Origin of the sequence: Salinimonas lutimaris, assembly GCF_005222225.1 — a bacterium.
GTDB lineage: Bacteria > Pseudomonadota > Gammaproteobacteria > Enterobacterales > Alteromonadaceae > Alteromonas > Alteromonas lutimaris.
Genome location: NZ_CP036536.1, coordinates 1,983,525 through 2,010,426, shown reverse-complemented (window position 1 = coordinate 2,010,426; position 26,902 = coordinate 1,983,525). Strand labels below are relative to the sequence as shown.

Below are 26,902 nucleotides of genomic sequence, written 5' to 3'. Positions count from 1 at the left end.
TTAATCCTTAGGTGGTGGGGGCGCAATAACCTCACGGTTACCGTTATGCCCTGGTGTACTTACGACGCCACTTTGCTCCATTTGTTCAACTAATCGGGCAGCCCGGTTGTAACCAATTCTGAATTTTCGCTGCACGCCGGATACACTGGCCCGCCGGCTCTCAGTCACAAACGCCACTGCTTCATCATAAAATTCATCAAATTCCTGGTCACCGCCCTCCGGCTGTTCACCAGGCAGCAGCACCTCAGCGCTGGCATCGCCATTAAGAATTTCATCAATGTATTCAGGCTCACCCCGTTTCTGCCAGTCTGCCACCACGGCATGCACTTCATGATCATCCACAAACGCACCGTGAACCCGGGTTGGCACCGGACTGCCCGGCGGCAGGTACAGCATATCACCCATTCCCAGCAGCGCTTCGGCGCCCTGCTGGTCTAAAATGGTCCGTGAGTCAATTTTGCTGGAAACCTGAAAGGCAATACGGGTCGGAATATTGGCTTTAATCAGACCGGTAATCACATCCACCGATGGACGCTGGGTAGCCAGTACCAGATGGATACCAGCAGCCCGTGCTTTTTGTGCAATCCGGGCAATCAGCTCTTCTACTTTTTTGCCCACGATCATCATCATATCGGCAAATTCATCCACCACTACCACAATACTGGGTAACTTGCCCAGATCAGGTGGTTCGGTGTCCATGCTTTCTTCAGCTCGCCACAGCGGATCCTTAATCGGCTGGCCTTCTTCAATCGCTTTCATCACCTTGGTGTTGTAACCTTTCAGATTACGCACTCCCAGTGCCGACATCAGTTTATACCGACGCTCCATCTCGCCTACACACCAGCGCAGTGCATTGGCCGCTTCTTTCATATCAGTAACGACTTCGGCCAGCAAATGGGGAATCCCTTCGTAAACTGACAATTCAAGCATCTTGGGGTCAATCATGATCATACGCACATCTTCAGGCGTCGACTTGTATAACAAGCTCAGGATCATGACATTCACCCCCACAGACTTCCCTGAGCCTGTGGTACCGGCCACCAGCACGTGCGGCATCTTGGCCAGATCCACCACCACAGGTTTACCGCTGATATCGGAGCCCAGCACCATGGTCAGGGCTGAACTGTTACTTTGAAAAGTATCGCAGCTGATGACTTCGCTCAGTCTGACCATTTCCCGCTTCTTATTTGGCAATTCCAGTCCGATCACTGATTTGCCGGGTATCACTTCAACCACCCGCACCGAGATAGCAGACATCGCCCGGGCCAAATCTTTGGATAAGCCGGTAATCTTGCTGACCTTGACTCCCGGTGCCAGGTCCAGCTCAAAGCGGGTAATCACGGGGCCGGGATATACCCCCACCACACTGGCTTCAATGTTAAAGTCGGCCAGTTTTTCTTCTACCAGGCGTGACACCGCATCAAGTTCTTCCTGAGTGATGGGATTTTCGTGTTTGTCTGGCCGCTCAAGTAAATCAAATGAGGGCATGAGCGTAACCGGCTCTTCATCTGCCTCAGCGCTGCTGGCAGACGATGCTGCACTGGCTGGGGCTGGGGCAGTTGCCGGTTTGGCCGGAGCGATTTTTTCTTTTAAAGCCGAGACCGAAAAACGGGACTTCTGCGCAGCAGGTTCAGACGGTGAGGCTGGTTCAGACGGTTCAGCGGCAGACGATGTTCGAGCGTTATCTTCAGCAAAATGCTGTGTTTCCGGTGCTGAGGCCTGTCCGGTCTGCACCGGTTTGCTGGCAGGCTCAGCAGAACGCGAGTCATTGTGCGGCTCATCGTACATATCAAACGGCGGCAGATCATCATCGGCAAAAATTTCATCGGGAATCCCAAATGAAGGTTCTTCGCGACTACGCTGTGCATTGTTGGTTACCGGTGCCGGCGCTTGCCGGGTTGCCGGTGGCTCTGCACGCATGCTGGTCACTTCCAGCTCATCTGATGCAGACGCTTTTTTACGCCCCACATCCGGCAGACTCAGGCTGGGCATCCGCAGGTCAAGCAACTGCTGAGGGCCTTCTACCACCTTGCGTCCTGACCACAACACACACTGCCCTACCCCATCAATAATGGTCAGCCAGCTAATGCCGGTCATCAGGGTAAAACCGGTACAAAAGAAACACAGCAGCAGTAAAATCGTACCTGGGGTATTGAAGTAAGGGATCAGAGCGGAGCTGATAACATCACCCACAAACCCGCCAGCAGAAAAGTTAAACAGGTCGTTAAAATTAACGCTGGCGATGCCACTGACCCCCAGCCCCACCAGGAGCCCGCCAATGATACGTAAGCCAATGGTCAGGTAATCCAGTTCGTCGAGGTGTTTGACATGCTGAAACAAAAAGTAGCCCAGAAAGGCACAGCCAAAAGGAAGCAGATAGGCTAGCCAGCCAAAACTGAACAGCAGCAAATCTGCTGTCCAGGCACCGGTGGCTCCCACCCAGTTGTGAACATTCAGCTGCAGGCCAGCCTGACTCCAGCCCGGGTCACCGGGATGAAAAGAAGCCAGAGCTAATAAAAGATAAAATGCAAATACGCAGGCGATGATCATGCCTGCCTCCAGCACACGCTGGAATCCTGAAAGTCGCGCCATAACCCTCAATTCTTTAATAACCGTTCATGTGCAGCTACGCACTGTATATTGAAACTTCAGCATCCATGAATCCTTGGCACATCCGGCCGGAAACTGGCTACGGTCTTTTATTGTTATTCAAAGATTAACACAAGAATAGACAGAGCACCTATTGGAAAACTGTACAAAAACACAGATTCTTTATTTCAGGTTAATTCGTAAACGGGTGGTACTTTTGACCTCCTCCATCACCACATAAGTGCGCGATTCACTGACCCCGGGCAAACGTAACAAAGTATCGCCCAGCAGCTTCCGGTAACTGGACATATCCGCCACTCTGGCCTTCAGTAAAAAGTCAAAATCGCCGCTCACCAAATGACATTCCTGGATATCCTCATGTTCCTGCACGGCAGAAGAAAATTCGGCAAAGATATCCACCGAGGTTTTGGTCAGCGTAATCTCTACAAAAACCAGCATCGCCGCACCCAGCTTTTCTGGGTTTAACGTTGCATGATACCCGGTAATATAGCCCTGGGTTTCCAGACGCCTGACCCGCTCCAGACAGGGGCTGGCGCTCAGGCCGACTTGTCGGGCCAGTTCAACGTTAGAAATCCGGCCATCACGCTGCAGTACGGTAAGTATATTACGGTCAATACGATCAAGGTCTTTCGGTGTTTTTACCAGCATAGGAAATTCTGACATTTTACATTTTAACAGAATATAACACGGGTTAGACCGTGTATTCAGCACATACTTTTCTGTAAAGCCGGATATACTTCGCAAAAATAAACAAAACCAACAACAGAGGGTTATGTATGCTTATTGGTGTACCGAAGGAAATTAAGAATCACGAGTACCGTGTCGGTCTGACACCTGCCGCGGTAAAAGAATTTGTGACGCACGGCCACAGTGTGGTGGTGCAGACGCTGGCCGGTGACGCCATTGGTTTTACTGACGCGATGTATCAGGAAGCCGGTGCGACTATCGCTGCGACACCTGAAGAAATTTTTGCTGAGGCAGAGATGATCGTAAAGGTAAAAGAGCCACAGCCGAATGAGTGCAAAATGTTGCGCAAGGGTCAGACTCTGTACACTTACCTTCACCTGGCACCAGACCCGGTGCAGACTCAACTGTTAGTTGACTCAGGTGTGACCAGCATCGCTTATGAGACAGTCACTGATCGCAACGGCGGATTGCCCCTGCTGGCACCGATGAGTGAAGTTGCCGGACGCATGGCCGTTCAGGCCGGCGCTCACTACCTGGAAAAAGCCCACGGTGGCTCAGGCACACTGCTTGGTGGCGTACCGGGTGTAGCACCAGGCAAAGTACTGGTTATCGGTGGCGGTGTAGTTGGCACCAACGCGGCAAAAATGGCGCTGGGCCTGGGCGCGGATGTCACCATTTTAGATCGTTCACTGCCGCGTCTGCGTCAGCTGGATGATATTTTCAACGGCCAGGTAAAAACTGTTTTTTCTACGGTGGATGCCATCGAACATTATTCATCGAAAGCCGATTTGGTTGTGGGTGCCGTATTAATTCCGGGCGCCGCAGCACCTAAGCTGCTAAACCGCGAACAAATCAAGGCCATGAAGCCAGGCTCTGTGCTGGTTGACGTAGCCATTGACCAGGGCGGTTGCTTTGAAACATCAAAAGCGACCACGCACCAGGATCCGGTTTATGTGATTGACGATGTCGTACATTACTGCGTCGCCAACATGCCAGGCGGTGTCGCACGTACGTCCACTATGGCGCTTAACAATGCCACGCTGCCGTTTGGTCTGGCGCTGGCTAATAAAGGCCCGGTACAGGCTATGCTGGATGATGAACATCTGCGTGCTGGTTTAAATACCCATGAAGGTAAAGCAACTTACAAAGCGGTAGTTGATGCGCTGGGTAAAGAGCTTGACCTGACCTATGTACCTGCCGAAGAGGCACTGAAGGCTCAGGCATAATCAGTCCTGAAAATGTACCGGATGCATTTGATCATCCGATTAAAATAAAAAAGGCCATCATATTGATGGCCTTTTTTGTGTTCGGTGCGGCTTATCTGTCAGCCAGGCTCTGATTCACCGCATCAAGCACTTCACAGGGTGACTGCGCCTGGGTAACCGGGCGGCCCATGACCAGATAACTGACGCCGGCATTCATGGCATCCACAGGGGTCATTACCCGTTTTTGGTCGCCAACCTCTGCGCCAGCCGGACGAATGCCTGGCGTCACCAGTAAGAATTGATCGTTGAAATGTTCACGCAGCATCACCGCTTCGCGGGCTGAACATACCACACCGTCAAGGCCTGCATCATAAGTCAGCCGCGCCAGTTTCTCCACCTGCTGAGCCGGCGAGGTATCCGGTACTACCTGCGCCAGCTGTTCGTCATCCATGCTGGTCAGTACAGTTACGGCAATCAGTTTGGTGTGCGGGTGCGCACTGTTTTCAATCGCGGCTTTTGCCGCTTCCATCATCGGCTTACCGCCTGACGCATGGACATTTACCATCCATACGCCCAGCTCTGCTGCCGCTTTACAGGCTTTGGCCACGGTATTAGGAATATCGTGAAATTTCAGATCCAGAAATACATCAAATTTGCGCTGTACCAGGGTTTTGACAAATTCCGGACCAAACAAGGTGAACATTTCCTTGCCGACTTTTAACCGGCAGGTAGCCGGATCAAGCTGGTCAATTAATGCCAGCGCGTTCGCTTTGTCGTCATAATCCAGGGCAATAATCACTTTGGGATCGGGGCTTTGCAATTTATTCTCCGTCTAGGCCTTTGATGGGTTTAACAACATTCCACTTTTTACATGAGGGACACAGCCAGTATAGCTTGCGCCCGGAGAACCCACAGCTGACACAACGATATTTCGGACGCTGTTCAATCTGGTTCTCAACCAGCTCTTTAAGCAGAATTAAACTATCGGTAGATGATTTATCCTGAATCTGATCGATATACAGACCCATTAATGTTTTAAAGCCTTTCATGGTCGGGCGTTTGCGTAACTGCTCAAGCAGATAGTCTGCGGCCTGACCGGTTTCGCCCCGCCGCAGCAGTACATCCACCATTGCCAGGTACGACGTGGCACACTCCTGCCAGTGCGACTCCAGCTCTGCTGCAAAGCGTTCCCATTCACCGGTTTTTTCGGCAATATCCTCCAGACTGGGAACCGCCTCGCTAAACCAGTTAATGTCCCGCTCTGCTACCTGAAGATAATACGCAATCGCATCTTCGTACTTACCCTGCTCTTTAGCAATGTGGCCCAGTAGCAACCAGGGGCGTACTGCCCGCTCATCTGCATTTACGGCTTTTTGCAGCAGGGTCAGGGCTTCACCTAACTGTTCGTTACGCTGCTCTTTGATCGACTGTTCGCAATAAAAATGCGCCAGTCGCTCAGCCACATCATCATTATCGCCGTGGCAACCCACCATGCGTTCAGCCAGCTCTATCGCCCGATGCCACTCTTTGGTGGTCTGGTAAATATTAAATAACTGCTGCTGGGCAATAACATAATGTTTGTCACTATTGAGCAATTGCAAAAACGCATTTTCAGCACGCTCAAGAAACCCCGCCTGAACATAGTCCAGCCCCAGTTCCTTGAGCGCGTTTTCCCGTTGAGTGGCCTGAATTTCTTCCCGGGACACCAGGTTCTGGTGGACCTTAATGGCGCGGTCTATTTCCCCGCGATGGCGAAAAAAGTTGCCCATCGCAATATGCGTCTCCACGGTATCACTATTCAGATCAATCATTTTGATCAGGGTATCTACGGCTTTGTCCGGTTGATCAGACAACAGAAAGTTCAGACCGCGAAAGTAATGTCGGGAGAGGATGCTGGATTGTTCTCGCTGCGCCTGGCGCACGCTGTTACGGCCCATGACCCAGCCATATCCAGCAGCAACCGGTAAGAGTAAAAACAGCAGCTCAAGCATATTAATGTTCTTTAAGGGCCTTTTTGAGACGTGCGCGGGTTGAAGTCAGTTGTACCCTGACCGACACCCAGCTGGCAAACATAAGCAAAAATCCGATAACCACACCCAGTGATAACGCCACGGCAATCAGGGTAGAGATTCGTAGCTCGGCCTGAGCAATCAGATAATTAACCGGAATAACTGCATCGTTCTGCGAGCCTATCGCAAATGCAAATGCCAGTAACACAACAATAACGAGTAAGGAAATGATGCCTTTCAATGCTTACGCCTTTATTTTTATTTAATGTGACTTAAACCTTTACTGAGCATAGCAAATTGCTCGCAGGGTTCATATCAATTGTTAGTAAAAAGCGGTGAGGTTGCCTACAGACAGCGACAAGTGCTCGCCAACATGTCAGGCGGTATGACGAGCACGCTCGGATTGCTGATGGTTCAACGGCGCTACGGGTTTGAGACCTGCCCTGACCAGCGCCGTATGAATGGTTGATTCACTGGAAAGATATAACACATGGGTATAACCCTGTTGCATTGCCAGTAGCTTCTCGTACAAGGACTTATCAACTTTAGACAGCTGAGCCAGCCGCTTACGCGATAAGACAGTAGACTCAAACCGGCAGACCGACATGTGCATACGGGTTACGCATAACTGAGTTTTGTCGTCTGCCAGGTGTGCCCTGATATTAGCTCTGATCGCTTTATACAAAAAATCCTGTTCGCTGACATAGACAAGCTTGGCATCAGCATTTCTCACACAATGCACAACTCCGACGTGGTTGGTTTGATTATTAAACAGCGACATTAGCAGGGCAGAACGAGGCTTATCCGCATCCCGGTCAGCCAGAAAGCCATGTAGCGGCGCAATATTATTTTCTACCGCAAACGGATATAAATCTGCACAGGCATCAGGCTGATAAAGCGTTTTAAGCCGGTCCAGCAGGTAGCGGTTATTAATACATAACACGGCAGCACACGGATGGGCCCTGACCGCCAGTTCCCACACAAAGTGATGGCGCTGGCGACTTTGCAGATTCAGGTTTCGTGCCCGGTAATAAGCCTGACTGGCTTCTACTGCCTGAACAATCAATGCAGCCGGTGAACGCCTGCCGGCGTGACGAAACCGTCCGGTGAGTGTATCGTGACAAAAATCAATCAGCTGGTACTTTTCGCTTTTGATTTTGAGCGCCGGCACACTGACTTTCACAATTGCCCCCGCTGCGCTGTCTGGCGGAGCATTGAAAATCAGGCGAATACCTTTGGCTGAGATGTCCGCTACCTGTGCATTCAGCGCGCTGAGTAAACCGGTTTTCACAGTAGCGGGTTTATCCAGGGCATAGCGGTCTTCCTGACGTCGCTCCAAATCATTGTCCATAATCAACTGTACCGGCCAGCAGTGGCTTTCTGCCAGACACTCCGCATGTACAGGCCCTAACTGACAGGGTTTGGTTAGCGACACGGCACCCAGCCGGTGTGTGATATCAGTATAATAAATCAGATGTGAGGCATGACTGAGTACCTGTTGCTCATCGGCGTTAATATCATGAATTGCATATGCGGTTTGTCGGTCTTGTTTGCTGACTCCCGCCAGGCGGCACTGGATACAGGAAAAGTTATCCGCCTTACTCAACAGATAATATAACGGTGTAAACTGATTTAACGCCAGCAGTTGGCGGTGTGTGACCACAATGTCTATCTGGCCACGGCGAGTGCTGATCGTACCGGTCAGCACAAACGCTTCACCGTAGGCGTCAAGTTCCTGAAAAAGACGGGCAAAATGGTCTTTGCCGCTCAATGCCGGTAAAGCCAGGCGATGCTGGTTCTGCCGATTATTTTCTCTGGTCAGCAGTGCTGCCACCGGTCTTGGGATTCCTGCGATAGTATCAATCAGCAATGATGTCCATGCACTGTGTAATAAAACCCGGTCTCTTTCAAGATCCTGCATCGCCCGCTCCAGCTCAAGTTCCCGCTGCAGCGGCTGCTGATAGCGTGCCCCCTTAATATAACGCTGTAGCTGCTGCTGTTGCTTGCCACTTTGCTCCCCGTCAAGCACAAAATGACTCTCATAGCGCTCGGTCTGTTTATTGAAAGTGATTTGTTGCAGGCGATAGGTCATCGTGTCGTGCTTGGCATACTGACCAAACACTTCAGGCATGGCAAAGGTGTATTTCTCACCATTTTGCGCTTTGGGAGGCCGTTTGGTTTCAAGGCTTAAGCGATTAAACGCCAGCGAACCAACCACGCAATGCCGGCCTTTATCAAACTCAGGACTGGCAAGCTGAAAATTGGGCGCCAGCGCGATATCGTTACCAAAATCAATATCCGTCTGGGATTGCTGCTGTACCGAAAAGGCATCGACAATTTTTTTATGCTGCGCTTCTTTAATATGGGCCTGGTAAAACGCCGAATTTGTCAGCGATTCAAACACCCCTACGGTGTAACGCTCCTGATAAAGAGACGTTTCTTTTTTCAGGATCTGCGCGCCTACTTTGTCCAGGCGCATATCTACCCCGAAATGCTTGAATTTGAACACCGGAAACTGAGCAAAAGCTGAATTATCCGCCGGCGCATCAGTTAAAGACGTAAGCCGGATGACCTCATCGCGAACAAGGCGTCGGATATGGGAGGGCAAGCGACCGGAAAACCGGTTAAGTCCTTCCAACAGGCGATTTTCCTGCTCATAGGGAATGAGTGCCCGGATCAGGGGTTGGTATTGTTTTAGTACAGCGTCATTATTTACAGACATTGGGATGTTATTGTTGTTCTCGCCAAAGCCTGAGTAATATATATCTGTTTGATTTTGCTGGTCAACAGTTAAACAGCAATAGACTGCCATTAATATCTGAATGCACTTCAGCAGATACAAAAAAGCCGTAGTGTAAACTACGGCTTTTGTTTAAGCGATTGAAGCGTCGACCCGCTCCCGCAATTCTTTGCCCGGTTTAAAGTGAGGCACGTATTTTCCGTCCAGTTCGACGGTCTCCCCTGTTTTAGGGTTGCGGCCTGTTCTTGGTGCCCGGTAATGGAGAGAAAAGCTGCCAAATCCGCGAATCTCTATACGCTCACCCTTCTGCAGGGTTTGCGCCATTTGCTCTAGCAGTTCTTTTATCGCCAACTCAAGATCTTTTGCAGGAAGGTGACGATATTGATCTGCCAGCCGTTCAATTAGTTCCGACTTGGTCATAGAAACCTCTTTGTCAAATAAAGTCTAAACAGCTACTACACATCAATAATACGCCAGATTTTTAAATCTGGCGCACCTTCTTTTGCATTATTCGCCTTTAGCGGCTTTAAATGCTTCGGCCATCGCGTTGGCAAAGCCACCATCTTCTTGCTGGTTAACTTTATCGATAGCTTCTTTCTCGTCTGCCTGATCTTTCGCTTTAACAGACAGGTTCACAGCGCGGTTCTTACGATCAACGCCCATGAACTTGGCTTCGATAGACTCGCCAACGTTAACAACTTCTGAAGCATCTTCTACACGGTCGCGAGACAGGTCTGCAACGCGGATGTAACCGTCAACTTCTTCAGCCAGGTTAACTGTAACGCCTTTCGCATCAACAGCAGTCACTGTACCTACAACAATAGTACCTTTCTTGTTGTCTGCCAGGTATTTGTTGAACGGGTCTTCTTCAATTTGCTTAACGCCAAGAGAAATACGCTCACGCTCTGGGTCGACCTGCAGTACTACTGCAGAGATCTCGTCACCTTTCTTGTAGTCACGAACTGCGTCTTCGCCAGATTTGTTCCAGCTGATGTCAGACAGGTGAACCAGGCCGTCGATGCCGCCGTCAAGACCGATGAAGATACCGAAGTCAGTGATTGACTTGATCTTACCAGTAACCTTGTCGCCTTTCTCGTGTGACTTAGCGAACTCTTCCCAAGGGTTAGCGATGCACTGCTTAAGACCCAGAGAAATACGACGACGCTCTTCGTCAATTTCCAGAACCATAACTTCAACAGTGTCACCCAGGTTAACAACCTTAGATGGGTGGATGTTCTTGTTAGTCCAGTCCATTTCAGATACGTGTACCAGACCTTCAACACCGTCTTCGATCTCTACGAAACAACCGTAGTCAGTCAGGTTAGTTACCTGACCAGAGATCTTAGTGCCTTCTGGGTAACGTTGTGAAATGTCCTGCCATGGATCGTTGCCCATCTGCTTCATACCAAGAGAAACGCGCTGCTTCTCTTTGTCGAACTTCAGAACTTTAACGTTGATCTCGTCACCAACATTTACGATTTCGCTTGGGTGCTTAACGCGCTTCCAAGCCATGTCAGTGATGTGCAGCAGGCCGTCAACACCGCCCAGATCTACGAACGCACCGTAGTCTGTCAGGTTCTTAACGATACCTTTGATTTCATGACCTTCTTCAAGGTTAGCCAGCAGAGACTCACGCTCAGCACTGTTTTCAGCTTCGATAACAGCACGACGAGAAACAACAACGTTGTTACGCTTCGCATCCAGCTTGATAACTTTAAATTCAAGCTCTTTGCCTTCAAGGTGAGTAGTATCACGAACTGGGCGTACGTCTACCAGAGAGCCTGGCAGGAACGCGCGTACACTGTTAACTTCAACAGTGAAACCGCCTTTAACTTTACCGTTGATAACACCTTTGATGGTCTCTTTCTCTTCGTACGCTTTTTCAAGCTCAACCCACGCTTCATGGCGTTTGGCTTTTTCACGAGAAAGGATAGTTTCACCGAAGCCGTCTTCTACAGCGTCAAGTGCAACATCAACAGAATCGCCGATTTCGATTTCTAGCTCGCCTTCAGCGTTTTTAAATTGGTCTGCTGGGATAGCACTTTCTGATTTTAAGCCTGCGTCTACCAGTACGATGTCTTTATCGATAGAAACAACAGTACCTTTTACAATAGAACCCGGACGAGTTTCCAGTTCCTGTAGGCTTTCTTCAAAAAGTTGTGCAAAATTTTCAGTCATAAGGTCTTATTAAATACTAACGTTGAAATCCACAATGCATTCCGGCGAATGTGGGGTTATTAACAAATGCCGTCACTCCCTGTTACGGCAGGTTGCTCTGGTGCTATACGGCTCGCGTCTAAAGGCGGGAGGAGATAACGTCCATCGCTTGTTCGAATACCTGATCAATGTTCAGGTCAGTCGAATCAATTACTACAGCGTCTTTTGCCGGCACCAGTGGCGCAACGGTACGTTGTGTATCACGTTCGTCCCGCGCTTTGATATCGGTTAAAAGGCGCGCAATATTAACATCCATGCCCTTGTCTTTCAACTGTGCATAGCGTCGTTCAGCCCGTGCTTCGGCACTGGCTGTAAGGAAAAGTTTCACTTTTGCCTCAGGAAACACCACCGTGCCCATGTCGCGACCATCTGCGACCAGGCCAGGAGCCTGCTCAAATGCCCGCTGACGACGTAGTAATGCTTCGCGAACCCGTGGCAGTGCAGCGACTTGAGAGGCCACCGCGCCAACCTGTTCGGTGCGGATATCATCAGTGACATCTTCGCCTTCTAAAATGATGCGGGTTTTCTCACCATTCGTTTCAAAACTCACGTCCAGGCCGGTGGCCAGAGGAACAATCGATTCCTCGTCATCCACAGGCAGATCATGATGCAGCGATGCCACTGCCAGTACGCGGTATATAGCACCGCTATCTAGAAAATGCCAGCCCAGCTTTTCCGCAAGCAGACTACTCAGCGTCCCCTTACCTGCCCCACTCGGGCCGTCAACCGTGACTACGGGTATCGGATGCATACCTGCTCCAGCTTTATTAACAAAAGATTAAAAATCGGCGGCAATTATACTCGCTCAGTCAGCTTTAGCAATGCTACCAACAGATTTAATCAAACCCGCTGCAAGCCGACTGCTACGCACAAAAGGGCTGCCGCCCCGGCCGGTTTTTACTGACAGATAGTAGCGAAACGCTCAAAGTAGTCAGGAAATGTTTTTGCGGTGCAGCCCGGATCATTAATCGTTACCGGCGTGTTGCTCAGTGCAACCAGTGAAAAACACATCGCGACGCGGTGGTCATTATAAGTATCAATGGCAGCGTGCGTCAGACTGGCCGGCGGCGTGACATGAATATAATCTTCACCTTCCTCTACGGTGGCACCCAGCTTTCTCAGTTCGGTGGCCATGGCAAACAAGCGATCCGTTTCTTTTACCCGCCAGTTATAGATATTGCGAATAACGGTTGGGCCCTGCGCAAATAACGCGGTGGTAGCAATCGTCATGGCAGCATCCGGAATATGGTTCATGTCCATATCCACGCCTTTTAACGGCGCGCCGGTGACTTCAATATATTCATCCTGCCAGTTAACCGAAGCGCCCATCGCTTCAAGCACCTCAGCAAAGCGGATATCGCCCTGAATACTGTTTTTACCAATACCGGTCACTTTTACCGTGCCGCCTTTAATAGCGCCAGCCGCCAGAAAATAAGACGCAGAAGACGCATCGCCTTCCACCATAAACTGACCCGGTGACTGATAGGTCTGATTGCCTCTGACCACAAAACTGGCATAGTCATGGTTCTCAACGGTAATACCAAAGCGCGCCATCGTGTCCAGGGTGATATCAATATAGGGCTTGGAAACCAGCTCACCCTTAATATTGATGTGACTGTCCTGGGTAAATAAAGGTGCTGCCATCAGCAGTGCGGTTAAAAACTGACTAGACACACTGCCGTCTACTTCAATCTTACCACCGTTTAGTGCGCTGCCTTTGATTTGCAGCGGCGGGTATCCATCGTTTTTCAGATAAGTAATGTCAGCGCCGGCCTGGCGCAGGCTGTCTACCAAATCGCCGATTGGGCGCTCTTCCATTCGAGGTTCACCGGTAAGCTCCACATTGACGCCACTGGCAGCCAGGGCTGCGCATAACGGGCGCATGGCTGTACCGGCATTGCCCAGAAATAAGGATAAAGGCGCCTCATGGGCAAATGCCCCGCCCAGCCCCTGAACCGTACAGCGGGTGTTATCATCGCTTAGCGCATAAGAGACACCCAACTGACTTAATGCCTTTAGCATATGACGAATATCATCACTATCGAGCAGGTTGGTCAGGGTGGTTTCACCGCTGGCCAGGGCAGCTAATAACAGCGCCCGGTTAGACAGGCTTTTAGAGCCCGGCACGTTAACTTCGCCTGCGACACTGCTCACAGGCTGTAATGTAAGTTGTTCCATACTGCTTATCCGTACTTACGTTCAAACTCGGCCATAAAGCCCACTAATGCTTCTACCCCGCCCAGTGGCATGGCGTTATAAATGCTCGCTCGCATGCCTCCCACTGAGCGGTGTCCTTTGAGGGCTTTGAGGCCAGCGGCATCCGCTTCGGCCACAAAGGTTTTATCGAGACTGGCATCAGCCAGCTGAAACGGAACATTCATCTTCGAGCGATAATCAGGGTGAATGGTGTTGCGATAAAAATCTGACTGATCAATGGCCGTGTAAAGCAGGCTGGCTTTGGCATTATTGCGCTGTGCCATGGCCGACAGTCCGCCCTGCTCTTTAAGCCATTTAAAGACCAGTCCGGCCAGATACCAGGAAAAGGTGGGTGGCGTGTTATACATTGAGTCAGAATCAGCGGCCAGTTTATAGTCAAAAATAGACGGTGTGACTGATTGCGCCTTACCCAGCAGAGCTTCATCCACAATCACCACTGACAAGCCCGACGGCCCGATATTTTTCTGGGCTCCGGCGTAAATCACACCATATCGACTGACATCCAGAGGCTGGGATAAAATGGTCGATGACATATCAGCAACCAGCGGCACTTTACCGCTTTCTGGCAGCCAGTCATAGGCTACGCCATCAACCGTCTCATTCGGGCAAAAATGCAGGTAGGCCGCACTCTGGTCAATCGATTGTGCTGATGGCTGCGCCAACTGGGTAAGTCCGTCCACCACCGTGCTTTCACCGATGATTTTGGCCTGATTGTACTTGCTGGCTTCGCTAACCGCGCCTTTTGACCATGAGCCCGATACCAAATGCAGTGATGTGTCCTGCGCAGATGACAGATTAAGCGGCACCGCAGCAAACTGACCACGCCCCCCGCCGTGCATAAACAGCACTTTATAGTTGTCTGGTACGTTGAGCAGATCCCGCAAATCCTGTTCGGCCTGGGCGGCAACCTCAATGAAGTCTGCACCACGATGGCTGACTTCCATGACCGAAGTCCCACTATCACGCCAGTTAGTAAATTCTTGTTGAGCCTGCGCCATGACTGCTTCTGGCAGCATTGCCGGCCCTGCGCTGAAATTAAACACGCTACTCATGGATTTTTTTTCACACCTGTAAACAAAACAAGCGGCCAGATGCCGCTTGCGATTTAAAGAATTACAATAGCGCCCGCAGGCGCATTGCGATTACTCTTCTGTCGTCGGCTTATCGTCATTGTCTGCCGCCGCCGTATCACCGGCTTCGGCACTAACGGTGTTATCCCCGTCTTCTTCTAAAACGATGTCGTCCTCAACTTCTTCAATGCGCTGCAGGCCCACGACGGTTTCATCCGCGGCGGTACGAATCAGGCGAACCCCCTGAGTGTTACGTCCGACCACAGACACTTCATCAACCCGGGTACGAACCAGCGTGCCCTGGTTACTGATAAGCATGATCTCGTCACTGTCATCAACCTGAACCGCGCCAATAACCTTACCGTTACGCTCTGATACCTTAATCGATACCACGCCCTGAGTAGCCCGGCTCTTGGCCGGATAATCTTCCAGTGGCGTACGCTTACCAAAACCATTCTCGGTAGCAGTCAAAATAGCACCATCACCACGCGGAACAATCAGAGACACCACACGCTGCCCTTCCTGCATACGAATACCACGTACCCCGGTGGCAGTCCGGCCCATTGGGCGCAGCGCCATCAGTTCCTCGCCGGTTTCAGGATCACGCTTCACTTCGCCGGTTTCTGAGTCGCGCAGCTTTTCATTAAAGCGCACGACTTTACCTTCGTCGCTGAACAGCATGATGTCGTCATCACCGTGGGTGATAGCCACACCTATCAGTTCATCGCCTTCGTTTAAGTTCACTGCGATGATACCGCTGGAACGAGGACGTGAATACAGGCTCAGGTCCGTCTTTTTCACCGTACCGTTGGCGGTGGCCATCAGTACAAACTTGCCTTCTTCAAACTCTTTGATAGGCAGAATGGCGGTGATCCGCTCATTGGCCTCTAGCGGCAGAATATTAACAATAGGACGACCGCGGGCATTACGGCTGGCAAAGGGTAACTGATACACTTTCAGCCAGTACAGACGGCCCCGGGTAGAGAAACACAGAATATGGTCGTGGGTATTGGCAACCAGCAGACGCTCGATGATATCTTCATTTTTCATCTTAGTGGCAGACTTACCCTTACCACCACGACGCTGAGCTTCATAGTCTGACAGTTTCTGGTATTTCACATAACCTTCGCGAGACAGGGTAACCACCACATCTTCCTGCTCAATCAGATCTTCAATGTCGATATCGTGGCTGGCTGCCGTGATTTCAGTACGGCGGGCATCGCCAAACTCATCACGCACTTTTTCCAGCTCTTCACGGATAACTTCCATCAGACGCTCTGGGCTGTTCAGAATATGCAGCAGCTCAGCAATCACTTCCAGCAATTCTTTGTATTCGCCCAGAATCTTTTCGTGTTCCAGACCCGTCAGCTTATGCAGACGTAGATCAAGAATCGCCTGAGCCTGCTGTTCGGTCAGGAAATATTTGCCATCGCGAATACCAAACTCATCATCCAGCCAGTCAGGACGTGCTGCATCATCACCGGCACGCTCCAGCATGTCGGCCACATCACCCAGATTCCAGCCTTGTGCCACCAGGGCTTTTTTCGCATCAGCCGGGCTTGGTGAGGCTTTAATCAGTTCAATGATCGGGTCGATGTTGACCAGGGCGATGGCCAGGCCTTCAAGAATATGCGCGCGATCACGGGCTTTGCGTAATTCGTATACAGTACGGCGGGTTACCACTTCGCGGCGGTGTAGCACAAAGCTTTCAAGAATTTCTTTCAGATTGAAAACTTTTGGCTGGTTGTTATCCAGTGCCACCATATTGATACCAAACACCGTTTGTAACTGGGTGTTGGCGTACAGATGGTTAAGCAGAACCTCGGCGGACTCGTTACGCTTAACTTCAATAACAATGCGCATGCCGTCTTTATCTGACTCATCGCGCAGCGCAGAAATACCCTCAATCCGCTTTTCTTTTACCAGATCAGCGATTTTCTCAATCAGGCGCGCTTTGTTCACCTGATAAGGAATTTCATTGATAATAATGGTTTCTTTACCATTATCTTCGGTTTCTATTTCTGCTTTTGCACGCAAATATATTTTGCCGCGACCGGTGCGGTACGCATCTTCAATACCTTTGCGGCCGCTGATCATCGCTGCGGTCGGGAAGTCCGGACCTGGGATGTGGGTCATCAGCCCGTCAATAGAAATCTCAGGATCTTCAATTAGCGCAATACAACCATTGATGACTTCGGTCAGGTTGTGCGGAGGAATATTGGTGGCCATACCAACGGCAATACCTGATGAGCCGTTAACCAGCAGGTTAGGTACTTTTGTTGGAAGGACTTCCGGGATTTGTTCGGTACCATCGTAGTTTTGAACAAAATCGACGGTTTCTTTATCCAGATCGGCCAGTAACTCGTGCGCAATTTTTGCCATACGCACCTCGGTATAACGCATAGCGGCTGCCGAGTCACCGTCTACCGAACCAAAGTTACCCTGCCCGTCTACCAGCATGTAGCGTAGTGAGAACGGCTGCGCCATACGCACAATCGTATCATAGACTGCAGAGTCACCATGAGGGTGGTATTTACCAATTACGTCACCGACCACACGCGCCGACTTTTTATATGGTTTATTAAAGTCATTTTTCAGTTCGTTCATGGCGAACAGAACACGGCGGTGTACCGGCTTCAGCCCATCGCGTACATCGGGTAACGCGCGGCCTACAATAACGCTCATCGCATAATCGAGGTAAGAGGTTTTCAACTCCTCCTCTATGTTTACGGGGAGAATTTCTTTAGCGTTATCAGTCATAAACTGCTTTTTCCCTTAACTTTGGTTTAACGTGCGCTTGATTTGGATAACCCCCCAAACAGCATCAGGCTGGTGCGCACATTGTTATTATTGGGGTCAGTGATCAATCCTTGAGTGTACCACTGCAAACACAATTAATGTAGCGGTTAATCCAAGCATTTGCTCAGGCCTTTTCCAAGTGCACATTTTTCGTTCAGTCATCGGTGTGTTCACAACAAATCATCCCAATTCCGCCGCTTTTACGCTATTGTGACAGGCACTTTAACTAACTCAGACAGTCACTTTATCTGTTTGCCCGCATCCTGTTGAGAGCGCCACAGCAAATGTGTATAAAAGTGACTGTCACCTTTATATGATTGGATGCAATGCCATGACAAATGTTGATGAACAGGAAATCTCAAAATTTGGTGAACTGGCGTCCCGCTGGTGGGATACCGAAGGCGAGTTTAAGCCTCTTCATGCCATTAACCCGTTACGCCTGGACTTTATTGCGCAGCACGCCGACGGCTTGTTTGAAAAACAGGTACTGGATATTGGCTGTGGCGGCGGAATACTGGCTGAATCCATGGCCAGAATGGGCGCGCAGGTAACCGGTATCGATATGGCCGAAGCTTCTTTAGAGGTTGCCCGCCTGCATGGTCTGGAAAGTGGTGTATCCGTCAATTACGAATGTATCACTGCAGAACAGTACGCTGAACAGCATGCAGGCTCATTTGACGTGGTTACCTGTATGGAAATGCTTGAGCACGTTCCTGATCCGCAGTCGATCATTGCTGCCTGTGCAAAGCTGGTTAAGCCTGGTGGTCATGTTTATTTTTCAACACTTAACCGTAATCCCAAATCCTACCTGATGGGGATTGTAGGAGCTGAATACCTGCTTAATATGGTCCCTAAGGGGACGCATCAGTATGATCGGTTTATCAAACCTTCAGAACTGATTCGGATGATGGACAATAGTGGCATGCTCATCCGGCATGCTACAGGATTGCACATGAACCCGCTGACCCAGAGCTTTTATACCTCCGACAAAAATCTCGATGTCAATTATATGTTGCACGGACAATTACCTGCTTAACACTAGATATAGTGCTCAAGCTAAAATTTGAGCACTATATGTCGTAATTTTTGGTTTATGTAAGTTTTTCGCATATTAAATTTTTTAATTCTTCAGGCCCGGTTAAAAAGCTTGCATTCCTGAAAAATAACGCTCGTAAATTCCTGTTAGGTTAGTCTTTACTAACATTAAAATAAACCGTGTTTGATCGCTGAATTAACCACCAGATATTGGGTTGCATTAAACCGCAAACCTCACTATCTTGTGCCTATTCCCATGCCGACGACAAGCCATTGAAGCCTAAACCTTATTCAGGTTAGTTTTTCAACGGATAGCAGACGATCGCATGAGATCAGGCACAGGATCGTGCTACGATCACATAGTGTCAGAAAACGAAAATTCATAAACGGGTAAAACCCACGCTTCACGCGCTAACAGACTAACGGCCAGTAATAATGAATAATGATCTACTTGTCACCAAACGTAATGGTGAAAAAGAGTCCATCGATCTCGAGAAAATCCATAAGGTAATCACCTGGGCTGCAGAAGGACTTGAAAATGTATCTGTGTCTCAGGTAGAGATTAAGGCTCAGATCCAGTTTTATGATGGCATCAAAACCGGTGAAATTCACGAGACGCTGATCAAATCAGCCGCCGACCTGATCTCAACGGATGCACCGGATTATCAATATCTGGCAGCTCGCCTGGCCATCTTCCATTTGCGCAAAAAAGCCTACGGCCAGTTTGAGCCACCAAAGCTACATGACCATGTGGTGAAAATGGTTGAGGCCGGTAAGTACGACCATCATCTGTTAGCCGATTATACTGCTGAAGAATTCGCCGAGATGGACAGTTTTATTGACCACTGGCGTGATATGAACTTCAGTTATGCTGCGGTTAAACAACTGGAAGGTAAATATCTGGTACAGAACCGGGTAACCGGCGACATTTATGAAAGCGCGCAGTTTTTGTATATTCTGGTAGCAGCGTGCTTATTTGCTAATTATCCGCAGGCTACCCGACTGGATTACATCCGTCGTTTTTACAACGCTACTTCGACATTCAAACTGTCACTGCCTACTCCGATCATGTCCGGTGTGCGTACCCCTACCCGTCAGTTTTCTTCATGTGTACTGATTGAGACCGGTGACAGCCTTGATTCAATCAATGCAACAGCCTCTGCCATTGTAAAGTATGTCAGCCAACGGGCTGGTATCGGTGTGAACGCCGGCCGAATTCGCGCACTGGGTAGTCCGATTCGTGGCGGTGAAGCTTTTCACACGGGTTGTATCCCGTTTTACAAGTATTTCCAGACCGCAGTGAAAAGCTGCTCGCAGGGCGGTGTACGTGGCGGCGCAGCCACTTTGTTCTATCCTCTGTGGCATATGGAAGTTGAATCTCTGCTGGTGTTAAAGAATAACCGTGGTGTTGAGGAAAACCGTGTGCGCCATCTGGATTACGGCGTGCAGTTTAACAAGCTGATGTATCAGCGCATGATGAAAGACGGCTATATCACATTGTTCAGCCCGTCTGATGTACCTGGTTTGTACGATGCCTTCTTTGCTGATCAGGCAAAGTTTGAAGAGTTATACGTGAAATATGAAAACGATGACTCAATTCGTAAAAAACAAATCAAAGCGATGGAATTATTTAGCCTGTTTATGCAGGAACGTGCTTCCACCGGTCGTATCTATCTGCAAAACGTGGATCACTGTAATACGCACAGCCCTTTCAATCCGAAAGTCGCGCCAGTGCGCCAAAGCAACCTGTGTCTGGAAATTGCACTGCCAACCAAACCTCTACAGCACGTAAATGATGAAGAAGGTGAGATTGCGCTGTGTACGTTGTCAGCTTTCAACCTGGGTGCCATTGAGTCGGTCAGTGAATTTGAAGAATTATCAGACCTGGCGGTTCGCGCTCTGGATAGCCTGCTTGATTACCAGGACTACCCGGTTCCGGCAGCCTACAATGCAACAATGAACCGCCGCACGCTGGGTATTGGGGTGATTAACTTTGCTTACTTCCTGGCCAAAAATGGTGTTAAGTATTCTGATCACAGTGCCAATGGCCTGGTTCACCGCACGTTTGAAGCGATGCAGTATCACCTACTTAAAGCCTCTAACAATCTGGCGAAAGAAAAAGGTGCCTGTCCTAAATTCAACGAAACCACCTATTCGCAGGGTGTGCTGCCAATCGACAGTTACAAAAAGGACTTGGATAAAGTCTGTAATGAACCACTACAGATGGACTGGGAAGCGCTGCGTAGTGACATTATGGAGCACGGCCTGCGTAACTCGACGCTGTCTGCGCTGATGCCGTCTGAGACATCTTCGCAAATTTCTAATGCGACTAACGGCATTGAACCGCCGCGTGGTCATATCAGCATCAAATCAAGTAAAGACGGCATTTTGAAGCAGGTGGTACCTGAATACGAAACACTCAAAGACAAGTATGAACTGTTGTGGGATATCCCTTCTAACGACGGGTACCTGCAGCTGGTTGGTATTATGCAGAAGTTCATCGACCAGACGATCTCTGCCAATACCAACTATGACCCCAGCCGTTATGACAGCGGCAAGGTTCCGATGAAAGTACTACTAAAAGATTTGCTGACTGCTTACAAACTGGGCGTTAAAACCATGTATTATCACAATACCCGTGATGGTGCGTCCGACGCCAGTTCACTGGATGCCAAAGAGCAACAAAGTAAACAGGCACAAACAGCAGTAGTGCCGGAAGATGATGATTGTGCAGGTGGTGCGTGTAAAATCTAACACGCACTGACATTCTGATTCATTTAACAGACAGACTTGGGTTTATTCAGTCATTATGAAATACACGACTTTTAATCAGGACAGCGTTAATCCATTAATGGAACCAATGTTTTTTGGTAATCCGGTTAACGTTGCCCGTTATGATCAACAAAAGCATTCTATCTTTGAAAAGCTGATCGAAAAGCAAATCAGTTTTTTCTGGCGACCGGAAGAAGTTGACGTGAGCCGGGATAGGGTTGATTTTGCGAAGCTTACAGACCCTGAAAAGCATATATTTATTTCTAACCTGAAATATCAAACACTGCTTGACTCTGTGCAGGGCCGAAGCCCGAACATTGCATTTTTACCTATTATCTCTCTTCCTGAATTAGAGACCTGGGTCGAAACCTGGTCGTTTTTTGAAACGATTCATTCGCGCTCTTACACGCATATTCTGAGAAATCTGTTTTCAGATCCCAGTGATATATTCGAAGATATTGTCGTCAACGATGAAATTAAGCGCCGTGCGTCGGATATTTCCCGTTATTATGACGATCTGATTTTTGCTACACAATTGTGGCAAACGCTGGGCGAAGGTACTCATACACTCAATGGTGAGACACACGTTATCACTCAGCGCGAGCTTAAAAAGAAGCTGTTCCTGTGCATGAATTCGGTGAATGCGCTGGAAGCTATTCGTTTCTATGTGTCTTTTGCCTGTACCTTCGCTTTTGCAGAGCGGAAGTTGATGGAAGGTAATTCTAAGATCATTCGCCTGATTGCTCGCGACGAGAATCTTCACCTGACATCTACACAGCATATTCTGAATATCTGGGCTAGAAGCAAAGATGATCCGGAAATGGCTGAGATTGCCGAAGAGTGTAAAGATCAGGCTCGCGAAATTTTCATGAGCGCGGTTGAACAGGAAAAAGAATGGGCTGACTACCTGTTCCAGAACGGTTCGATGATTGGCCTGAACAAGCAGATTCTGTGTGAGTATGTTGAATATATTGCTAATCAGCGTATGACTGCTATAGGCCTTGATGCACCGTTTTCTGTGAAGAGCAATCCTCTGCCGTGGATGAATAACTATCTGAACTCAGATAATGTGCAGGTCGCGCCTCAGGAAGCAGAAATCAGCTCATATCTGGTGGGTCAGATTGACTCGTCAGTCAGTGAAGAAGACTTTTCAGACTTTGAACTGTAAACCTGCTGTATGGATAAACCTGATCCAGCATTCCACATCGACGTTGTCGATGTGGGGTGTGTCGGCGTAAACAGCGATAAATCACTTCTTGAATCCTTAGAAGCTCACAATATAGATGTCCACTTTCATTGTCGTGAAGGCTTCTGCGGCGCCTGCAGAACTAAACTGCATGAAGGTCAGGTTGAATATACCACTGATCCTCTCGCATTCATTGATGATGATGAAATACTCCCTTGCTGCTGTATTCCGCGCTCCAACCTTAAAATTGATGTCCCCCGGTAAACCGGGTAATTATGTTCACTTGAACTTACACTCATCTCCTTTCAAACAACTCAGACAGTCACTTTAACTAATCACGAAGGCATTTTCTGGCATCGATTCAATAACGCTGACAGTCATATTAGATTGTTAAAAATGTGACTGTCACAGTTAAACCTACCTTTCGTACAGGTTTCGCAAATCGAGATTAGCGATACAGTAAGCGCTCGTTATTTAATGGGTGCGATATCATGGCTACAGCCAGGAAAAAGCTTATCAACTGTGCTGACACTTCTGTTTATCACTGCATCACCCGGTGTGTAAGGCGAGCCCGCTTATGTGGAAAAGACCCCTTAACTGGCAAAGATTATGAATACCGGCGACACTGGGTTGAAAAACGGCTTCATCTACTGCAAACCGTTTTTTCGCTCGAAATTTTAGCATATGCTGTCATGCCCAATCATACCCACTTGTTGTTACATATTGATGTTAAAACGGCAGAGCAATACTCGGACGCAGAAGTGATTCACCGCTGGCATACACTATTCCGGGGAACGCTGCTCACTCACAAATTTATCTCAGCGAATCATGATCTGTCAGATATCGAAAAGGAATCTGTCAAAGCGACGGTGGCTGTCTGGCGACAGAGACTCACATCGGTGAGCTGGTTTATGAAATCTTTAAACGAATATATAGCTAAAAAAGCCAACAAGGAAGATGACTGTACCGGTCATTTCTGGGAGGGCCGTTTTAAGTCTCAGGCCATTCTGGACGAGACTGCACTGCTGGCCTGTATGCTCTATATCGATCTGAATCCAGTGCGCGCTGGCCTTGCCAATACGCCTGAATCTTCAGACTTTACCAGCTTAAACTACAGGCTCAAAAATAATTACGCAAAGTGTACTAACAACATCTACAACATATTTAACACTACAGGTAATGCGAATAACCTCGTTTCTGTCACCTTTGAGCAATATGTACTGTTAATCGATGAAGCAGCCAGATATATCATAAAGGGTAAAAGCGCCATAAAGACGGACTTACTGCCGATTATGGATAGGCTTCAGGTAGAAAGCGCTCAGTTTCTTAATGCATCAAGCAGCTTTGAAACCAGCTTTTCCCAGATTGCTGGCAATGTTCATTCAATGCAACAATACGCACATAAACACAATCGACGACAAATTAAAGGCACATTTTGTCTAACCAATTGACGCAATTACCGGGCTCTGATCACAAGAAATATCCCACCCATTGTAATACCGCCAGCAGCAACCATTTGCATGGTAATCGCTTCTGACAACGCAAGCCAGCCCATTACCATTGCTAAAACCGGTACACTTAACTGAATTGTCGCAGCCTGAGGCCCACTTAGTGACGGTAGTACACTATACCAGATGGCATAGCCTGCTCCTGAAGCAATAGCCCCGGACAGAACAGCATAAACAAAGCCGCTATCAGCAAAATCGATAGACAGCCCGGTATCCAGTATAAAAAAGAGAGGTAGAACAAATATGAGGCTACGAAGAAAGTTTCCTGCGCTAAGCTGCAGTGGTTTGCTCGTTCCTTTACCTAATAGCGTATACGCCCCCCAGGCGACACCTGCTGATACCATTAATGCTGCAGAGAGTGGATCCGGTGAACTGGCCCCTGGCAATAGCAGTATTAAAAGCCCTCCCACAGCCAGATTAAAGCCGAGTAACTGTGGCTTATTAAACCGTTCACCGCGAAAATAACTGACCAGTAACATCGTAATCTGAACCGCACCAAACAGGAGCAAAGCCCCCGTGCCGGTTGTCATTCCCTGGTACGCAAAAGAGAATGCCGCGGCATAGATGAACAGACAAAACGCTCCGAGCCAGGACCCTTCCTTATTTCGCCAACTCTTTTGCTTGACGCTACCGAGCAATATTAACATGAGTGTGCCACTCAACAGCCTGACAACGGTAAAGTCACCAGGCTCCATATCAGCAACACTCATTGCCATCCGACACAACATAGAATTGGCTGCAAATGCCAGCATGGCCACCAGTATCAGGCTGTTATTTTTTAAGTTAGTCAAAATTGGCTCTTTGGCAAAACGTGATGTGATACGCATTAACGATCAATGACAGTCAGTTTCATGGCAATACCAAGGTGACTGTCTGTACAAGCTTAGTCTGTAAAATTTTGAGGTGACTGTCTAAGATACTTGTCTGCGATATCCCGGCATTAAACATGTGCCTGTCCACATTAAAAAGGGCCTTACGGCCCTTTTGTGCAAGTACATTAACTACAGCTTCAGACCCAGTCGGTCTGCTACCTCAATGTATGTTTCTACCACAGAGCCTAAGCCCTGACGGAAACGATCTTTATCCATCTTCTTACGGGTTTCTTTATCCCATAAGCGGCAGCCATCTGGCGTAAATTCGTCGCCCAGTACAATGTTACCCGCTTGATCCACACCAAATTCAAGCTTGTAATCCACCAGCATCATGCCGGCATCATCAAACAGCTTTTTCAGTACCGCATTCACTGCAAATGTCAGTGACTTCATTTTGGCTATCTGTTCTTCTGACGCCCAGCCAAAAGATACAATATGGTAATCATTAACCATAGGATCGTGCAGCGCATCGTTTTTCAGGAAAAACTCAAACACAGGTGGCTCAAGCAGTTGCCCTTCTTCAACACCTAACCGACGAACCAGTGAGCCTGCTGAAACATTTCGTACAACACACTCAACCGGAATCATATCCAGTTTTTTGACCAGTGAATCATTATCAGACAGTAAAGCTTCAACCTGAGTCGCAATACCTGCTTCCTCAAGCTTTGTCATAATGAAGTGGTTAAACTTGTTATTCACTTCACCTTTGCGCTCTAACTGTTCAATTTTTTCACCGTCAAAAGCAGAGGTGTCGTTTCGAAATTCCAGAATCAAGCGCTCGCTATCATCGGTCAGATACACTGTTTTTGCTTTACCGCGGTAAAGTTCTTCGCGTTTTTCCATTGTTGGTCTCAATGTTAAATATCCAGATCGTCTTGCGACATGACACTGGAGAAAGGCTCAAAAATATCGGTCACTTCTTTGGGGCTGAATGGCTGACTTTCATCGTTCATAAATGTCACCACGGTACGTTCCTGACGAGGCTCTACCTTCAGACGATAATCCCCCTGTTCAAGAATTTCGTCGTCACCGGAGAACAGGTTACCCCACCAGCCGTCATCTGCACCGTTATAGGTAACAAATAACAGCCCGGTTGATTTATCCAAATCTTTTACATCAAAGCCCAGTTTACGCAAAACCAGCAGCATACGTGGCCATACCACGTCATATTTCCCATCTACTACAATGGCTGAATCGTCTTTACTGTTAAAGCCCATTTCGGTACTCAGGCCACGACGAATCTGCGCCATACGACGGGTATTATCTAACTGAATCTGATACTCATAATGCGCAATAACCTGATTGAGCACAGCAACCTCTTCGCGGCGCTTTTCCAGCTCATTAACAGAATCTTTAACCTGCTTGCCCTGAGTTTCCTGAAAATCCAGCAGTTCAGCTTTCAGTTCTGCGGTGCGTCCATGCGGCTTAACATTCAACGTAAAAGCAAATTTGCGCTTACGTTCAACTTCAACGTCATCAGATAAGGCATACCATGGGCTATCCTCATCTTCGATTTCACGGGTCAGGGTGAACCATTCAGTGACCAGCTTGCCGCTTTGCTTATCAAAACTGGCAACAGTCACATTTTCTTTTTCAAGATAACCTTGCAAGGTGGCCCAGACGGCGTCTGATAAAGGCTGACGATCATCTACCTGGTCAAATACAACAGCAGCATCCCGCGAGCCCTCTTCAACATGAGAGCCAGTCACCAGCGGATGAACAAGTGCAGGAGAGGTCACCGGGACGTTGCGGCCGACCAGTTTGTCGTTGGCTCCCTGCCCCACTTCGGGCAAAGCATAATCACGGGTAAAATTAGGTTTATCCAGATCAGCTGGTGTATCAACCGGCTTGCTTTGTTTGGCATCCAGATAATCATAGCTACCGGATGCTGTTTGCTTTTCCAGTTGGCTTGAACAACCTGCAAGTGACATCATGACGATTCCACTTACCAAAGCCAGGGATTTATTCATCGGTA

Annotated in this window: 21 protein-coding genes; 6 read left to right on the top strand and 15 right to left on the bottom strand. The window is 48.7% G+C overall.

The features are described from left to right. Together EZV72_RS08605 and lrp are read right to left on the bottom strand one after the other, a co-directional pair. A complete protein-coding gene (locus EZV72_RS08605) occupies nt 1–2,592 on the bottom strand; it encodes a DNA translocase FtsK (RefSeq protein ID WP_137166864.1) in 2,592 nt (863 codons plus the stop codon). 180 nt (nt 2,593–2,772) lie between these two features. Continuing rightward, nucleotides 2,773–3,258: a leucine-responsive transcriptional regulator Lrp gene (lrp, locus tag EZV72_RS08600; protein WP_137166863.1), complete on the bottom strand. Its 486-nt coding sequence runs from the start codon at nt 3,256–3,258 to the stop codon at nt 2,773–2,775. 128 nt (nt 3,259–3,386) lie between these two features. On the opposite strand from lrp, the gene ald reads away from it, so the two are divergent. Next, nucleotides 3,387–4,523, top strand: a complete 1,137-nt coding sequence (ald, locus tag EZV72_RS08595) for an alanine dehydrogenase (protein ID WP_137166862.1) — start codon at nt 3,387–3,389, stop codon at nt 4,521–4,523. Nucleotides 4,524–4,614: 91 nt separating this feature from the next. On the opposite strand, the gene pyrF is transcribed toward ald, so the two are convergent. From pyrF to gyrA, 10 genes are all read right to left on the bottom strand, one after another. Further along, nucleotides 4,615–5,322: an orotidine-5'-phosphate decarboxylase gene (gene pyrF / locus EZV72_RS08590; protein WP_137166861.1), complete on the bottom strand. Its 708-nt coding sequence runs from the start codon at nt 5,320–5,322 to the stop codon at nt 4,615–4,617. Nucleotide 5,323: 1 nt separating this feature from the next. Beyond that, on the bottom strand, nt 5,324–6,493 hold the full coding sequence (lapB, locus tag EZV72_RS08585; protein ID WP_137166860.1) for a lipopolysaccharide assembly protein LapB: 1,170 nt from the start codon (nt 6,491–6,493) through the stop codon (nt 5,324–5,326). Nucleotide 6,494: 1 nt separating this feature from the next. After that, a complete protein-coding gene (locus EZV72_RS08580; protein WP_137166859.1) occupies nt 6,495–6,752 on the bottom strand; it encodes a LapA family protein in 258 nt (85 codons plus the stop codon). A 135-nt stretch (nt 6,753–6,887) separates the two neighbouring features. Continuing rightward, nucleotides 6,888–9,233 carry a PilZ domain-containing protein gene (locus tag EZV72_RS08575; protein WP_137166858.1) on the bottom strand — a complete coding sequence of 782 codons (2,346 nt, stop codon included), beginning with the start codon at nt 9,231–9,233 and terminating at the stop codon, nt 6,888–6,890. A gap of 150 nt (nt 9,234–9,383) precedes the next feature. Then, nucleotides 9,384–9,671, bottom strand: a complete 288-nt coding sequence (gene ihfB / locus EZV72_RS08570) for an integration host factor subunit beta (protein ID WP_137166857.1) — start codon at nt 9,669–9,671, stop codon at nt 9,384–9,386. 87 nt (nt 9,672–9,758) lie between these two features. Then, nucleotides 9,759–11,429, bottom strand: a complete 1,671-nt coding sequence (gene rpsA / locus EZV72_RS08565) for a 30S ribosomal protein S1 (RefSeq protein WP_137166856.1) — start codon at nt 11,427–11,429, stop codon at nt 9,759–9,761. Between the two features lie 118 nt (nt 11,430–11,547). Further along, a complete protein-coding gene (gene cmk / locus EZV72_RS08560; protein WP_137166855.1) occupies nt 11,548–12,219 on the bottom strand; it encodes a (d)CMP kinase in 672 nt (223 codons plus the stop codon). A gap of 146 nt (nt 12,220–12,365) precedes the next feature. Further along, the gene (gene aroA, locus EZV72_RS08555) at nt 12,366–13,646 is read right to left on the bottom strand and encodes a 3-phosphoshikimate 1-carboxyvinyltransferase (RefSeq protein ID WP_137166854.1); all 1,281 of its coding nucleotides are present in this window, start codon (nt 13,644–13,646) and stop codon (nt 12,366–12,368) included. Nucleotides 13,647–13,651: 5 nt separating this feature from the next. Next, nucleotides 13,652–14,737: a 3-phosphoserine/phosphohydroxythreonine transaminase gene (gene serC / locus EZV72_RS08550; RefSeq protein ID WP_137166853.1), complete on the bottom strand. Its 1,086-nt coding sequence runs from the start codon at nt 14,735–14,737 to the stop codon at nt 13,652–13,654. A gap of 90 nt (nt 14,738–14,827) precedes the next feature. Beyond that, nucleotides 14,828–17,515 carry a DNA topoisomerase (ATP-hydrolyzing) subunit A gene (gene gyrA / locus EZV72_RS08545; protein ID WP_137166852.1) on the bottom strand — a complete coding sequence of 896 codons (2,688 nt, stop codon included), beginning with the start codon at nt 17,513–17,515 and terminating at the stop codon, nt 14,828–14,830. A gap of 370 nt (nt 17,516–17,885) precedes the next feature. On the opposite strand from gyrA, the gene ubiG reads away from it, so the two are divergent. The 5 genes from ubiG (at nt 17,886) to EZV72_RS08520 (ending at nt 23,998) form a co-directional block, all read left to right on the top strand. After that, nucleotides 17,886–18,590, top strand: a complete 705-nt coding sequence (ubiG, locus tag EZV72_RS08540; protein WP_137166851.1) for a bifunctional 2-polyprenyl-6-hydroxyphenol methylase/3-demethylubiquinol 3-O-methyltransferase UbiG — start codon at nt 17,886–17,888, stop codon at nt 18,588–18,590. A 434-nt stretch (nt 18,591–19,024) separates the two neighbouring features. Next, complete coding sequence (nrdA, locus tag EZV72_RS08535; RefSeq protein WP_137166850.1) at nt 19,025–21,343, top strand: class 1a ribonucleoside-diphosphate reductase subunit alpha; 2,319 nt, start codon at nt 19,025–19,027, stop codon at nt 21,341–21,343. Nucleotides 21,344–21,398: 55 nt separating this feature from the next. Further along, nucleotides 21,399–22,529 carry a class Ia ribonucleoside-diphosphate reductase subunit beta gene (nrdB, locus tag EZV72_RS08530; protein WP_137166849.1) on the top strand — a complete coding sequence of 377 codons (1,131 nt, stop codon included), beginning with the start codon at nt 21,399–21,401 and terminating at the stop codon, nt 22,527–22,529. 9 nt (nt 22,530–22,538) lie between these two features. Continuing rightward, complete coding sequence (gene yfaE, locus EZV72_RS08525) at nt 22,539–22,811, top strand: class I ribonucleotide reductase maintenance protein YfaE (protein WP_137166848.1); 273 nt, start codon at nt 22,539–22,541, stop codon at nt 22,809–22,811. 446 nt (nt 22,812–23,257) lie between these two features. Further along, complete coding sequence (locus EZV72_RS08520) at nt 23,258–23,998, top strand: transposase (RefSeq protein ID WP_232364535.1); 741 nt, start codon at nt 23,258–23,260, stop codon at nt 23,996–23,998. Nucleotides 23,999–24,003: 5 nt separating this feature from the next. Here EZV72_RS08520 and EZV72_RS08515 read toward each other — a convergent pair whose 3' ends face one another. The 3 genes from EZV72_RS08515 to bamC all read right to left on the bottom strand — a co-directional run bounded on the left by EZV72_RS08515 (nt 24,004) and on the right by bamC (nt 26,897). Next, nucleotides 24,004–24,882 carry a DMT family transporter gene (locus tag EZV72_RS08515; RefSeq protein ID WP_137166846.1) on the bottom strand — a complete coding sequence of 293 codons (879 nt, stop codon included), beginning with the start codon at nt 24,880–24,882 and terminating at the stop codon, nt 24,004–24,006. A 174-nt stretch (nt 24,883–25,056) separates the two neighbouring features. Then, nucleotides 25,057–25,770 carry a phosphoribosylaminoimidazolesuccinocarboxamide synthase gene (gene purC, locus EZV72_RS08510; RefSeq protein ID WP_137166845.1) on the bottom strand — a complete coding sequence of 238 codons (714 nt, stop codon included), beginning with the start codon at nt 25,768–25,770 and terminating at the stop codon, nt 25,057–25,059. Between the two features lie 14 nt (nt 25,771–25,784). Continuing rightward, a complete protein-coding gene (bamC, locus tag EZV72_RS08505; protein ID WP_137166844.1) occupies nt 25,785–26,897 on the bottom strand; it encodes an outer membrane protein assembly factor BamC in 1,113 nt (370 codons plus the stop codon). Between the last annotated feature and the right edge of the window lie 5 nt (nt 26,898–26,902).